This window comes from Lysinibacillus sp. FSL K6-0232 (assembly GCF_038008325.1).
Lineage (GTDB): Bacteria > Bacillota > Bacilli > Bacillales_A > Planococcaceae > Lysinibacillus.
Genome location: NZ_JBBOYW010000001.1, coordinates 4,082,003 through 4,095,862, shown reverse-complemented (window position 1 = coordinate 4,095,862; position 13,860 = coordinate 4,082,003). Strand labels below are relative to the sequence as shown.

The following is a 13,860-nucleotide window of genomic DNA, read 5'->3' as shown; positions in this document are numbered from 1 at the left end:
TGAGCAATATGGAAAAGCACCAAATTCATTTTGGCACTCAGCCCATTGATTTTTGGATCGAACGAAAGGACGTTAAAAACGTCAATTTAAACATTAAACCTGACATGCGTATCGAAGTGTCGGCAAATGACAAAGTACCATTAAATTTTATATATGACTTTGTGAAAAGCAAAGGCTCGTGGATTTTAAAGAACGTAAAGCAGTTTGAAGAAGTGCGTCCGCTGAAGCAAAGTGAACGCGAGTATGTTAGTGGTGAGTCGTTCAAGTATTTAGGCAAACAATACCGTTTACGCGTCGAGCAATCAGCAGAAGAAGGCGTCAAATATTTCAGAGGTTTTATATATGTGCACGTACAAAATCCATCGAACCGTTCTAAAAAGGCAAAACTTGTAGATGCATGGTACAAGGAAAAGGCATATAAAGTATTTGAAGAATCGCTAAATAAGATGTCGGCATTAATGGGGAAGTACGGTGTTGGAAAACCTCACCTTGAAATCCGCGTCATGAAAGCGCGCTGGGGTTCCGCCCAAATCGACAACAATACGATTCTAATTAATACCGAACTGATTAAAGCGCCAAAATACTGCATTGATTATGTTATACTGCATGAACTAATACATTTTAAATACAACAACCATAGTGAAAACTTTTACAATATGCTATTTGCGCTAATGCCAGACTGGGAAAAGCGCAAAAAGATATTGGATGAAGAAATTGTGCGCGAACTTTAACAAACATCATGAACAGACATCCAGAATAAGTACAAAAGACAGTTTCTAAGTTTATTAGAGCTGTCTTTTTTTATTATAAGAGGAGATGTTGCAAATGATACAAGGAAAAAAATACATTAGATCATTAAATAAGTTTTTAGATGAAAGCATTACGGAGTTCCGATTAGGAATCCAAATTGAAGAAGATAATATGGAAAAAATTAAAAAAATTGGATTTGAGAAAATTGAAGAAGGGCAAGTAATGCTACCGCCTAAAAAGGGGAGATTTACAAAGTTTAATATTGAAGGTAAAGAATTCGCGCGCAAAGACCTTCCTAAAGTACCTATATATTTTTCAATGTATTCAACACGAAGAGAATTCAGAGGTCGTAATCAAACAGAAGAAGTAACAGATTATGTAGATGTGCGCCGTGAAGTTTACCAAAAAGAATTAATTCCAGGTCCAAGTTTAGAGTTAGCTATTGAAAGCAACGGTAAAGGTTTATTTTTGATGATAGCTCAAACATTTTCAAAAGAAGAGAATTTAGACGATGCTATTCTTGGAGTAAACATTTTATTAGAATTAGTAGGTTGTTGTGAAATTTACCATGAGAATTTAGAAACTTATCGTAAGCCTAAAAAGGTTGGAAAATTAAATTGGATTATATTGGATAGCGACGGTACAGCTTGGGGTGAACGTCGAGAATGTCTAAGACAATATGTTGAAAACTGTAAAAAAGGTAAGCAACCCGTTATATGGGATAGGTTGGATACCATCGCAAGTTATAAGCCCGACTTTGAGGCTGTGGGCGCGAATGGACTTGCGGGTTATTATATATTTGGATTTAAAAAGAAAGGGATATTTGTCTTTGAAAATGCAACTCTTGGGAACGCAACTTATATAATTAAGGGAGATTGGAAAACTATCTCACAAATGAGTAAAGCATTTATAGTGAAAAACAATTTGCATGAATGGCGTTTAATTCATAGAGATGATTGGAAAGGTAAAATCAGTAGAATTTTGGCTTAGTAAAAAGTAACTCCGTAATTCCTAAAAGGAACAACGGAGTTTACTTATATTTCTCAATGAAATTGAATAATAATTGGGCGATTATGTGCTGGATTTTGAGGTGAGGGAGCCTTTCATCGCATACTTCTATAAATTCCTGATACAACTCCTCAGGCATACGAAACGTCTTAGTTGAAAGTTTAGAGGCGAATATTTTCTTATCGATTGTGAAATCAGCGCTGTTTTTGTGCTTCTCGATAATTTGTTTAAGGACGTCCATATTCTCATTGAGATACGCTGTAAGATCGTCGGCAGAATTGTTAATAGACGAAATGGTGTCACCGTTTCTGATAAAGCGAAAATACTGGCCATCCCGTTTTACAAAAATATAATCTCCTTGAGTCATTAATTTAGTGAACGTAGAATAATTGATTCCGATAGAATCAGCAATTTGTTGTAAATCATGATTATTTTTTAATAAATCATTCACGTATTCAACTCTCTGCGTGCAATCAAGAGCAAGAAATTTTTCTTTATTCATAAAGCATCTCCTTTAAATTTTGATGCTATATTATAGACAATTGTCTTCTAAATATTCGAAGATACTTGAAAAAACTTAATCAAATAAGTATGATAGAAATGCTTAATAACATACTATAAATTCAAGCGCTATTGTATAGTCTTGCAAAAAAAAAACATTTTTTTGCGTAGCCTATAAACAATGGCGCTTTTTGTTTTGCCAACAGTAAAAATGCACTTAACTTAAAAGCGCTATGGAAAGCGGGATTGCGTACAAAATGTGTAGTCAACAGCGCGGATTTTTTTGTCTAAAAACAAGGAGAGATTTTGTGTTAATTAAATATGATTTACAAATTTATAAAGCGGAGAAAAGAGTATTCTTTATGTTTATTATGGATCATAGCATAGAGTTTGTTGAAAAATTTGTTAGCGATTTTTATGGTATTGATCAATGCAAAAGAATAGACAGACATGATCGTGACATCAGTAATAATAATAATTTAAGAGGGAAGTATTATGATAGCAATAATCTTCATCAATTATCCAACCCTAAATTCTTTGCGTCTGATAATGATTTTTTAATTGTTGGAGAAAGTGTAACACTCGATTTTCAAGTACATGATTATAATCTGAAGAATATGATTTACAAGGAATTTGTTAATATTATGAGAGAATGTGTATTTCCTAAAAAATGCAGTATAACGATAATCTTTTGCTCTTCAGAAGATGAACATAATAGAGCACGCTATGCTGGTGGTACGAGTAGTGTATTTTGCAAGAGAAAAGTGCAGAGAATTGCAACGAAAAATACAGAGCATTGCCACCCAATATTTTCTCTATTTTCTCGACAACGCATTGGTTAAACGGAAGCTCTGACCCGTGTATGAAATAATATGGGCGTGGTGAATCAAACGATCCACCAGAGCTGCCGTTAAACGTGAATCCGAGAAAATGCGGTTCCACTGACTAAATTCTAAATTTGATGTGATAATCAAGCTCTTTTGTTCATAGAACTCTGAAATAATTTGAAACAGTAATTCTGCTCCTTCTTTACCAAAAGGCAAATAACCCATTTCATCTAAAATCATTAAATCAACTTTCTCTAATTTACTTCTAAATTGCTTTAATTTCCCTACAAGGAGTGCTTGCTCTAATTCTTCAACCAAATGTGAAACGCGATAAAAACGCACTTCAAATCCTTGTTCACAAGCTTTTCGTCCAAGTGCAGAAGCTAAATGAGTTTTACCTGTTCCAGGTGCTCCAACTAAAATGATATTCTCTTTTCTTCGAATGAAATCTAGTCGCTCTAATTCATCTTTTGTTAAATGGCTAGGTAAACAAATATCTTTATGCCACTGGTAACTTTCAAGCGTCTTCGTATCGATAAAACGTGCCTGCTTCAAATTACGCGCTATTTTTGCTTGTTCTCTGCCAAGCTGCTCTTTTAATAAAATTTGATAAATATATTCTTCTGGATCGGTAAAAGGTACCACTTTAATAGCTTCTGCCACATAAGCCAATCTCAATTGCTTACAGAGCGTTAAAATCGCTTCATTCATGATTCAACGCCTCCGTTCCTTTTGGCGATAAGGCATCATATTCTGTCCAATTCACACCGTAAGGGTGTTCTGTCTCTTCTACCTCACGTCCAATATAACTATAAAAGTTTTGATCAATGTCATTCATATCATGTGTGAGTAAAAGCGTCAGTAATTCATTAATCCGTTGTTTTCTTAAGGCAAGCGAAGGCACTGTTAAATACTCTTTAATACGCGCTGGTAAATAGTTTGAATAACGAGAATGCCCTACAACACGTGGTTTTTTCAACCAATCTTTTAAAATCTCCTTCCAAGGAATAAAACGGCGTTTTCTCATATAAGGACGGGCATCAGATAATAGAATTTCACCGTCATTTGTGATGACTTTATACGAATCCCAATATGTCACACAAGAAAGTTGGACGTAGTTCCTTGCTCTTGGTACATGAATCAAATGTCCATCAAGCTTGAATTCATTATACTTATTAAACTTTATCAGAAACTGCTTAAATATCGGATATGGTTCTTCAGGTAATTTGATCAATTGCTTTTGTTCAAGCTGCCATAGCTCATCAATCAGTACTTCCTTTTTATAATGAATTCGTTGACGATCATTTGCTAACTGCTGTTCTAATTGATTTCCTAAATCCTCAAGGTCTTTAATGACAGGTGGCAAGCTAAAGAAATTATAGCGTACATAGCCAACCTTTCTTTCTACATGACCTTTTTCATTTCCTTTGCGTGGGTTACACACTTGCACTTTAAAGCCGTAATATTGTTGGAAATGTCGGAAGGCTTCGGTTAATTGGGCCTCTGAATCTCCTTTTCTTACTTTTTTCACCGCAGGTGTTAGGTTATCAATTCGAATGCTCAAAGGAATACCACCAGCCTGTTTAAACAACATTTGAAGTCCACCTAAAAAACATTCTAAGTTTTCACCAGGCATCGGCACCGCAAATGCTGTATTACTTGCAGGGAATGACATGACTAATGCGTGAACATCAATAATTTCCCCATCTTGAACAGCCTCCATTACACCGAAGTCTACCTGTGCTTCTCCTCCTGGATGATTTAAACGTTCATGCCCTTTATCTGCTTCCTCTTCTTCTGTTGCTTTCCATTCTTGAATAAAATTACAAAGCGTTCTGTAAGAACCTTTGAATCCCATCTTTACTAGATCCTCAAGCATTTTCTTGTTTGTACGGCGTAATTTTTTCTTTAGTTTTAAATCCTCTTCTAACCAATCAACTACGATTTCTCCCCATTTTTCGTCGTACATCATGCCTTTTTTCAGGTGAGTTTTCTCCTGCGGCAACTGATCCCCATCACCGTATTTCTTGGCAGTACGCCAATTGACTTGCATTGTATTGGCGATTTCAGTAATCGATAATCCTTTTTCATTTCGTAATGTTTTGATACAATTAACTTCAGACATTGCTAGCATCCTTTCAAACCTCCACTGGTAAAATTCGACACTTTAACAGTAGAGTGACTTGGGGTGGCTGGCAAGTCTATTTTTTTGCACTAAAAAAGTGCTAGACTCTGTACAAATTCGCTGCACTAGTCTGCACTTTTATTATGCAATACACAAGTAGCGTACAAATAAGTTTGTTAGGGTAAATATGGAGTTTTCATAAAACGTAATTGACCCTATAAATTTAGTGTTTATGTTCAACATGGTGTGAACGTCGATAAAACTTTGATAAAATAATATTTATTGACGGTCGAATTTATCGGAAAATGAACAAAACAGCTCCAGGAAGCGCATTCCTGAAGCTGTTTTTTGCCTTTTAAATTTTTACGGTGAACCACACCATAAATAAGTAAGTTTTATATTTAACTAAAAAAGATAAGAACTACAAATAGTTGATCCCATTAAAATAAGGCAAAAAAATATTCATTAACAAAAACGAACTAGTACGTTGAGCTTTAGATAGCGCTTCGTAGTAGTTCGTTTTTTTTATCCACTAAATAGCTTTGATAATAGACAGATTAGTTGGGCTCCTGTCTGTTATTTTGTTAAGTTACAAAAATATTTTGCGTGGGTTTCGAAGAGAGTTTGTAATTCAGTAAATGCTTGTTCAAATTCATGAGCTTCGATAAGGGCATGGATTGATAAGAGTTCATTTTTATAATGAGGTAGGAAATTGTGATACCAGCGATTTTCTTTGGATGAGTAGTTTTCTAGTGCTTCAAAGGCTTTACGGACATAGCGTTTAGCATTATTGTCGTATTCCTTTCGTCCTTTTTGAATAATATTCATTTTTTTGTATTCTCCAGTTTCAGGATCAAAACCTTCAAATTCGTAATCTGCATATGCATACATAATTTGATTTACTAAAATTTTATTGTACAAAAACTCTGCTCCACTCTCACAGCTTTCATAAATATTTGCTAGTATTGTTAAGATAAAATGCATATTCTTACGTAATAGCATACTAGCTTCTTTTGCATCTTCATCGTTTGTGATTGTGTTTTTTAGCTGGTTCCAAGCATATTTAGAATGCCAGCTAATAACAGGACCATGTTTTTTCTCATACTCCATTAATTTTTGTACATCTGCATAAGTCATACGATTATTCTTTGTAGCTTGTTCAGAAACGGTCATAGGCTGGAAGTGAGGATCATGTCTAAAGCCTAAAGATATAGGTCCAATATGGTCAGCACTTACATGATGCTTGTTGAATTCACGCATTAATCGGTCGGCAGCCTTCCAATTTCCATCAGACCAGTTTTCATAGGCACGGCGGTCCTGTCCATATCTATTTAAATTAGATTTAGCGCGACCTTTATCTTGAGTTCCACGACAACAACGATTGTATGAGTGGAAGCCATCAAGACGATCTGGGAAATTAGACATTGCCCCAGGACCAAGGAATTTTTTTGATGAGCCGATAGCCATTACAGTATTAATGAGAGTTGGTAAATCATCATTTATATTCAGTTGGTTGCCTAGCACTTTTGATAAGGCTTCAAAAAATTCAATATTGGCATTTTCCTTTTCTACCTTCATCCTAACTCGGATGTCCTCAAGGTAGTTCATTTCGTAACCTTTTTTCTCCATTTTTTTGATAAACCCGTTATTTGGATACACATACTCTAATGACAATACTGTTCCGCAAACTTGACATGGTTTTTCTTTCATTGGATGTATAGCTAGTGCTGTCTTTGCTCTCCATCCATCCTCTGGTGCAATGTTCAATTCCGAACGCTTAGCATCTAACCAGGCAATTCTTCCTGAACCAATATCACTTTTAGCTGGCGCTAGCCAAACTGGATGTCCATTTTTATCCAAATTATATGGGATTCCACTATAGATTGGGTGATTTACAATAAATCTTTGATAATCTTCAAAGCTCTGATGCATGTTTCTTTTAATTCGGCTCATCATTAAATTCCTCCAATCAATTATTTATGTCTATATAATATCAATGTATTTATATTATGTCTATATATAATATATGTCTAAATTGTGAACATGGTAGGTTGTTGAAACATAATTTACCTGACAGCGAACAGCTAATATAAAAAGGCAGGAGCTGTTAAAAATAATGCTCCTGCCTTTATTATTGAAAAGTATTAAAAATTTTTCTTTATTCCTCGCCTGCTTTACATGCTTTAAAGCAGTAAAAGAAAAATAACATAGCTCCAGCAATAACGGATGCTCCTCCTAATCCAGATAATAGGCCGCCAATTGCCTCCATGCCTAATACTAATAGTGGTACACCAATTATATGCAGCCAGAAATGTATTTTTATTACCTTTCCATATTTAGGTGATCTATAAATCGTGTAAACAATGCCAAATAGAGCAGATGTTACCCAGCCAACTCAATTTATATGGGCGTGTAGTGAGGTATACTGAAAATGGCTTGTAAACCCCGTAAAATTAAAGAAATGCTTGAAATTTTAATAAAATATTTCTCCTAGGTTATATTAAAAAATTACATGCTATGCAATTCATATATAAGACATTCCTTTAACAGTGGCGGTTGCTATAAATGAAGTAATACAAATAATTGTAATACTTACAACAATACCAATAGATAAAGACATCTATCTCATCTTTCTTTTATGAAACTAACGGTGTTAGATTACGGCGTTGTTAGATTAATATAAAAATGATATATTTGTCAAATAAAGGGGGGTCTTTGGAGAATAAGAATGGTAATGAACAATTGAAAATAGATAAAGCGTCTATTATTCGTTGTGCTATGGAGCTTCTTCAGGAAAAGGGTATTAAAAAACTATCCATTTGAAATGTAGCTGATAGATTAAATATAAAAGGCGCCTCCTTATATTGGCATATAAAAAATAAACAGGAATTGCTTGAATTGATAGCAGATGAAGTATGTAAAAAAGGTTATTTATCCAAATGATCAGGATTCATGGGAAACGCAAATGATAGAGCTGACGAGTCAATATAGAAAAATATTACTTCAAGTACGAGATTCGGCTTATGTACTTATTGAAACACCACCCATAACGCCATTCCGTTTAAAGCTTATCCAAAAAATATATGACTTATTTGAACAATTAGGCATGAAATAGAGGGTATCTTTTCGGCATCATGGATATTAAATAACTATGTAACTTCATTTGTTATTGAAGAGTATAGGGTTAAAGAAAGTACATCAGCTCCTATAAAAGGTTTCCCATTTGATGTTTCTAGCATGGATATGGATAAAGAGTTTCAATTTGGATTAGAGATATTAATAGCAGGATTTAAAAGTAAGGTATAGGGGGGAAATGTAAAATGAAAGCTATAATTCAAAAGAGGCTGCTAGAAATAGAAGAAAAATATAAAGTAAAAATTTTGTATGCTGTTGAATCAGGTAGTCGAGCATGGGGCTTTCCTTCCAAGGATAGTGATTATGATGTTCGTTTTATTTATATTCATCAGCCAGAATGGTATCTTGCAATTGATCCTCAAGGAATTGGCAGCAAGCGAGATGTTATTGAGGAGCCAATCAATGATTTATTAGATATAAGTGGTTGGGAGATTACAAAGGCATTACGTCTTTTTAGAAAAAATAATCCGCCGCTTTTAGAATGGCTAAGAAGCGACATTATTTATTATGAAAAATACGCATTTATTGACAATCTTCGTGCGCTAGAAACGGAGGTATTTTCTCCAAATGCAATGCTTCATCATTATTTAAATATGGCAAAAAATAATTATCGTGAATATCTACAAGGATCAGAAGTAAAAATCAAAAAGTATTTTTATGTACTACGCCCAATATTAGCTTGCAAATGGATAAGACAGTATAATGCAGTTCCACCGATTAGCTTTCATACATTAATAAAAGAAGCAGCTTTAACAGATGAATTAAACGTAGAAATCGACCAACTATTAAAGCGCAAGCTACAAGGTGATGAACTAGATATTGAACCACGTATTCAAATAGTTAATGACTTTTTAGAATTAGAAATGGAGCAAATTTACACATATATTCACTCACTGAAAACTGAAAAAAAGAACCCTACAGCAATATTAGATCAATTATTTAGAAGTACATTGAAGGAAGTTTGGGGTTAATGTTAAGGTATTTCTCAAAATGTAATAAGTAGTCATCTATCTAAAACTTTGATAGATGGCTATTTTTTGCTATAGCAAATGTTATAATTTTCTTAAATATCAGTATATAAAGGGGTTTTGATATGGCTAATAGTATGTCCCTACAAAAGGGTGGCAATACGGTTCTTGCAGAGAGCGGCATGATTATAGTGGAAGTGCAATGGAATTCTACATCTGTATTAGATGTAAGCACTTTTTTAGTAGGCGCTAATGGTAAGGTTCCATCAGATGATTATATGGTATTTTATAATCAAGAAACAGAGCCAGAGCGAAGTGTTTGGTTAACAATGAATGAAATGAATAAGGTAGTTTTTACGATTCAGCTAGAGCAGCTTTCACCAACTATTCAGCATTGCTTTTTTACAGCAACATTAGAAGGAAATGCTACATTTAATACTGTTCAAGGGTTAAGGATTACTGTAAAAAGTGCACAGGGAGAGGTTTGTTATCAAATTGATGATGCTACTGAAGAAAGGGCATTGGTTTTAGCAGAAGTATATCGACACCAAGCGAAATTTAAGTTCCGAGCGATTGGCAGAGGGTTTAATGGTGGGCTAAAGCCTTTAGCTGAATCGTATGGGGTAGAGGTTGAAGAGCCTGAAACCCCGTCCGCTTCCCTTGAAGAGCCTATTCAAGAAGTTAATTTAACAAAAATTGATTTACTGAAAAAGAAAGTTTCAATTTCATTGGAAAAGAAAAATATTGCATTTGAAAAGTCGCGTGTAGCAGTTGTTTTTGATGCATCAGGCTCTATGACACAACTATATCAAAAAGGCACCATTCAACGTGCCTTTGAACGAGTATTAGCTGTTGCTGCCTGTATGGATGATAATGGCGAATTAGATGTTTGGTTCTTTGGTTCTAAATTTATGAAGGCAAGAAGTGTAACAGAAAGAGATTTTGAGGATTATATTCAACAAACATATCCTATACCTAAAATGTTTGGTGGTCTAGGTGTAGGAAATAATGAGCCACCTGTCATGAAGGATATTATCCATCACTATGTAAAAAAAGAGCCTAGAAAGGATATACCAGCATATATTATCTTTTTCAGTGATGGTGGAATTTATAAAGATAAGGAGATTGCTAAAATTTTAACTGATGCATCTAAACAAAATATATTTTGGCAATTTATTGGTCTGGGAAATGCAAATTATGGTGTTCTACAAAAATTAGATGATTTACCAGGAAGATTTATTGATAATGCTGATTTTTTCGCTTTAGATGATTTCGATAAAATATCAGATGAGGAGTTATATAATCGACTGCTAACGGAATTCCCTCAATGGCTGAAAGAGGCAAGAGCAAAGGGGATTTTGCATTGAGATGGTGGTTTTATAATTCCTAATAATTTTTTGAGGACGATTTTATAAAGGTTTTATTGCTGAAAAGGGGGAATAACAATGAATATATATGGCTTCAAATCAATTTGTCCTGAGGATATACCCGCAATGGCTGATTTATTAATACATAGGCAAACGTTTGAGGGAGAGGTGTTTCCATTTCTAAAAAATAGTTGTCTAGATGTTAAATATGCAACGGATATACTTGAAAAATTGTTTGTTAATCATAAAGTCAGTGGAATAGGAGCTTTTACAAATAATGAACTAGTAGGTTATATAATCGGAGAGGTCAAGATTGACACCCTCAGAGGCAGGCATATATGGGTGCCCTACGAGGGAACAGCCATTCGAATGGATCAATCCTCTGAGCTTATAAGAAATTTATATGCCAAAGCTTCAAAGCTATGGCTTGAGCAAGGCTGCTTTATGCATTACACAGTTGTACCTCTTGGTAATCAAGTGTACTATGATGCCTATCAATGCTTAAGCTTTTTTATTCAGCAAGTACACGCGATAATGGACATGAAGGATTATCAGCCTTTTAACAATGTATCTGATGCAGAGGTTAGAAGAGCTAATAAAATGGATAGCGAAATGATAGGAGAAATGTCTAGCATCATTCAATCATATCATACTGCTGCCCCTACATTTGAGCCTGCGTTACCTGAAATGGTATCAAATATAAAAGCTGCATATAGCAATGTAATAGAGGAAAGTGATGAAACATGTATTATTGCAATAAAAGATAAGAGGGGATTAGGATTCCAGGAATATTGCCCTGTTTCCGCCAATTTTATGACACCTGATAATGCGATAGAGTTAAGCGTTGCAGGTACTCACTATTCTCAAATGGGGAAAGGCGTTGGTAAAAAGCTTATGAATGAAGGGTATAGAATGATGCAAGAAAAGGGATACGATAGCATGATAACAGATTGGCGCATCACAAATCTTGCTTCTTCAACATTCTGGCCTAAGTGTGGGTTTAAGCCAGTCGCATACAGAATGGTTCGATATATTGATAGTAATATTACATGGGCCAATTTTGATAATCCGAGTATAAAAAGCATTTTGGGATAGATAGTTAAAAGTTTAACGAAATGAATATAGAAAATGGCGAGAATGATAAAATGAACCTTCAATCAGTGGGAGGTTCCTCATCCCCACTTCAACATGTTGGTTTTATCCGATGTTTTGAAGTGGGGTTAAACAATAAAAAGAAAATCCCTCCTAGCTACTCTAATAGAAATAAAAGTCAGAATTTTAACAAACATGCTAATAGAATAATTAGCATGTTATAATCAGCATGGTTGAAATAGTAAAATACTTTAATTTATGCGTAGTTGTATTTATTGAAAAAAGTGGTAAAAATCAGAGATATCTTATTTTTAAAGGTGGAGTCATTGTATAGCACATAGTAGTGTTTACAGAGCGACTTTATTTTTTTATTTTAGGAGATACTTTGAAATAAAGGAAGTGAAACTATGGATTGGTTTGGTCATATACTTGGTGAGATTAATACACTTTTATATTCGTATGTATTAATTATCTTATTAGTTGGAGTAGGTCTATTTTTTACTCTAAAAACGAAATTTATTCAATTTAGATTGATACCAGAAATGTTTAAACTTATTACAGAAGCAGCACCAAAAGATAAGTCAGGTAAAAAGGGTATATCCTCTTTTCAGGCTTTTACAATATCTGCTGCCTCTCGAATAGGAACTGGTAATATTGCTGGTGTTGCAACAGCAATTGCCCTTGGTGGTCCAGGCGCTATATTTTGGATGTGGATGATTGCTCTAATTGGTAGTGCTTCTGCATTGATTGAAAGTACGCTAGCACAAGTGTATAAAGTGAAAGACAAAAACACGGGATTGTTCCGTGGTGGTCCAGCTTATTATATGGAAAAAGGTTTAAATAAAAGATGGATGGGTATTCTTTTTGCCATTGTTATTACTATTACTTATGGCTTTATTTTCAATGCAGTACAAGCAAACACGATTTCAATTGCCTTTGAAGAAAGCTTCGGCGCTAATCGTATTATTATAGGTTTAATAATGGCAGCTTTAACGGGCATCATCGTCTTTGGCGGATTAAAGCGAATTGTTAACTTTACACAAGTCATTGTTCCTGCTATGGCAATTTTATATATTATCATCGCGCTTATTATTGTCATCCTAAATATTTCGGAGCTTCCAAGCATCTTTATGTTAATTATTAAGTCTGCCTTTGGATTGGAAGAAGCCTTTGCAGGAATGTTAGGGGCAGCAATCATGAACGGCGTTAAACGTGGCTTGTTTTCCAATGAAGCAGGGATGGGCTCTGCACCGAATGCAGCAGCAACAGCATCTGTTTCACATCCTGTAAAGCAAGGTTTAATTCAAGCGTTAGGTGTGTTTATTGATACATTATTAGTTTGTACAGCAACGGCTGCCATCGTGTTGCTTGGTGATGCATATGTCCAATCTGATGCTACTTCGGTAAATTTAACGCAAGCTTCGTTAGTCAGTAACTTAGGTGATTGGGCAGGAAGTCTATTAGCAGTTATTGTATTCATGTTTGCCTTTAGTACAGTTATTGGTAACTACTACTATGGTGAATCAAATATTGGATTTATGAAAGAGTCAAAAAATAGCCTATTTGTATTTCGTATATTTGTCGTTCTTTTTGTTATGTTTGGTTCCGTTGCAAAGGTCCAGGTTGTATGGGATTTAGCGGATTTATTTATGGGTATTATGGCAATCATAAATTTAATCGCGATTTTGCAGCTTTGGAAAATTGCCAAGCCAGTTATTCACGATTATGTAACTCAACGTAAGCAAGGTAAAGATCCAGTATTTTATAAGAAAAACATACCGAATATTGGGGACGTTGAATGTTGGAATGAAGATGAATGAATAGAAGAAAAGCATTAAGTTATATAGATAAAAAGGAGTGCCTTTAGTTTCTAAGGGCGCTCCTTTTCGCAATGGGGTCAGTGTTTTAGGGGCTTCCTTTATCAAACAGACTCATGAAATTGCCTTAGCTGTTATAATAATTGTTATCTTCGTTCAGCGAATTTTTCTGTATCGAAAGCGCTAGCGACAGGTACAATTATGCTGAGGTGTAATTGATTTATCATAAAAAATAATAGTCTAGTGACAATATAGCTGCTTGATATTGGA

Annotated in this window: 12 protein-coding genes; 8 read left to right on the top strand and 4 right to left on the bottom strand. The window is 34.7% G+C overall.

What is annotated here, in order from left to right; all coding sequences use genetic code 11:
* Positions 1-8 precede the first annotated feature (8 nt).
* Positions 9-731: a M48 family metallopeptidase gene (locus tag MHB42_RS20250; protein WP_340808439.1), complete on the top strand. Its 723-nt coding sequence runs from the start codon at positions 9-11 to the stop codon at positions 729-731.
* Between the two features lie 94 nt (positions 732-825).
* Positions 826-1,740 carry a hypothetical protein gene (locus tag MHB42_RS20245; protein ID WP_340808438.1) on the top strand — a complete coding sequence of 305 codons (915 nt, stop codon included), beginning with the start codon at positions 826-828 and terminating at the stop codon, positions 1,738-1,740.
* A 40-nt stretch (positions 1,741-1,780) separates the two neighbouring features.
* Here MHB42_RS20245 and MHB42_RS20240 read toward each other — a convergent pair whose 3' ends face one another.
* The gene (locus MHB42_RS20240) at positions 1,781-2,260 is read right to left on the bottom strand and encodes a hypothetical protein (RefSeq protein WP_340808437.1); all 480 of its coding nucleotides are present in this window, start codon (positions 2,258-2,260) and stop codon (positions 1,781-1,783) included.
* A 307-nt stretch (positions 2,261-2,567) separates the two neighbouring features.
* Between MHB42_RS20240 and MHB42_RS20235 the strand changes: the two genes are divergently transcribed.
* The gene (locus tag MHB42_RS20235) at positions 2,568-3,101 is read left to right on the top strand and encodes a hypothetical protein (protein WP_340808436.1); all 534 of its coding nucleotides are present in this window, start codon (positions 2,568-2,570) and stop codon (positions 3,099-3,101) included.
* Here MHB42_RS20235 and istB read toward each other — a convergent pair.
* From istB to MHB42_RS20220, 3 genes are all read right to left on the bottom strand, one after another.
* Positions 3,075-3,797 carry an IS21-like element helper ATPase IstB gene (istB, locus tag MHB42_RS20230; protein ID WP_258860959.1) on the bottom strand — a complete coding sequence of 241 codons (723 nt, stop codon included), beginning with the start codon at positions 3,795-3,797 and terminating at the stop codon, positions 3,075-3,077. The genes MHB42_RS20235 and istB overlap by 27 nt on opposite strands.
* Positions 3,790-5,220: an IS21 family transposase gene (istA, locus tag MHB42_RS20225; RefSeq protein ID WP_258860958.1), complete on the bottom strand. Its 1,431-nt coding sequence runs from the start codon at positions 5,218-5,220 to the stop codon at positions 3,790-3,792. Before istA ends, istB begins: the two co-directional genes overlap by 8 nt.
* Positions 5,221-5,787: 567 nt before the next feature.
* Positions 5,788-7,167, bottom strand: a complete 1,380-nt coding sequence (locus tag MHB42_RS20220; protein ID WP_340808435.1) for a hypothetical protein — start codon at positions 7,165-7,167, stop codon at positions 5,788-5,790.
* Between the two features lie 952 nt (positions 7,168-8,119).
* On the opposite strand from MHB42_RS20220, the gene MHB42_RS20215 reads away from it, so the two are divergent.
* The 5 genes from MHB42_RS20215 to MHB42_RS20195 all read left to right on the top strand — a co-directional run bounded on the left by MHB42_RS20215 (position 8,120) and on the right by MHB42_RS20195 (position 13,593).
* Positions 8,120-8,326, top strand: a complete 207-nt coding sequence (locus tag MHB42_RS20215; protein WP_340808434.1) for a TetR/AcrR family transcriptional regulator C-terminal domain-containing protein — start codon at positions 8,120-8,122, stop codon at positions 8,324-8,326.
* Between the two features lie 205 nt (positions 8,327-8,531).
* On the top strand, positions 8,532-9,317 hold the full coding sequence (locus tag MHB42_RS20210) for a nucleotidyltransferase domain-containing protein (RefSeq protein WP_340808433.1): 786 nt from the start codon (positions 8,532-8,534) through the stop codon (positions 9,315-9,317).
* A 122-nt stretch (positions 9,318-9,439) separates the two neighbouring features.
* Positions 9,440-10,681: a vWA domain-containing protein gene (locus MHB42_RS20205; protein ID WP_340808432.1), complete on the top strand. Its 1,242-nt coding sequence runs from the start codon at positions 9,440-9,442 to the stop codon at positions 10,679-10,681.
* A gap of 78 nt (positions 10,682-10,759) precedes the next feature.
* Positions 10,760-11,776 (top strand): GNAT family N-acetyltransferase, encoded by a 1,017-nt coding sequence (locus MHB42_RS20200; RefSeq protein ID WP_340808431.1) that lies wholly within the window; start codon positions 10,760-10,762, stop codon positions 11,774-11,776.
* A 404-nt stretch (positions 11,777-12,180) separates the two neighbouring features.
* Positions 12,181-13,593 (top strand): alanine/glycine:cation symporter family protein, encoded by a 1,413-nt coding sequence (locus tag MHB42_RS20195; RefSeq protein ID WP_340808430.1) that lies wholly within the window; start codon positions 12,181-12,183, stop codon positions 13,591-13,593.
* The last annotated feature ends 267 nt before the right edge of the window (positions 13,594-13,860 follow it).

Coding starts and splice junctions, on each gene's coding strand:
- MHB42_RS20250 (WP_340808439.1), top strand. CDS start 9: ATGGAAAAGCACCAAATTCATTTTGGCACTCAGCCCATTGATTTTTGG.
- istA (WP_258860958.1), bottom strand. CDS start 5,220: ATGCTAGCAATGTCTGAAGTTAATTGTATCAAAACATTACGAAATGAA.
- MHB42_RS20200 (WP_340808431.1), top strand. CDS start 10,760: ATGAATATATATGGCTTCAAATCAATTTGTCCTGAGGATATACCCGCA.
- MHB42_RS20215 (WP_340808434.1), top strand. CDS start 8,120: ATGAAGTATGTAAAAAAGGTTATTTATCCAAATGATCAGGATTCATGG.
- MHB42_RS20195 (WP_340808430.1), top strand. CDS start 12,181: ATGGATTGGTTTGGTCATATACTTGGTGAGATTAATACACTTTTATAT.
- MHB42_RS20245 (WP_340808438.1), top strand. CDS start 826: ATGATACAAGGAAAAAAATACATTAGATCATTAAATAAGTTTTTAGAT.
- MHB42_RS20210 (WP_340808433.1), top strand. CDS start 8,532: ATGAAAGCTATAATTCAAAAGAGGCTGCTAGAAATAGAAGAAAAATAT.
- istB (WP_258860959.1), bottom strand. CDS start 3,797: ATGAATGAAGCGATTTTAACGCTCTGTAAGCAATTGAGATTGGCTTAT.
- MHB42_RS20220 (WP_340808435.1), bottom strand. CDS start 7,167: ATGATGAGCCGAATTAAAAGAAACATGCATCAGAGCTTTGAAGATTAT.
- MHB42_RS20240 (WP_340808437.1), bottom strand. CDS start 2,260: ATGAATAAAGAAAAATTTCTTGCTCTTGATTGCACGCAGAGAGTTGAA.
- MHB42_RS20205 (WP_340808432.1), top strand. CDS start 9,440: ATGGCTAATAGTATGTCCCTACAAAAGGGTGGCAATACGGTTCTTGCA.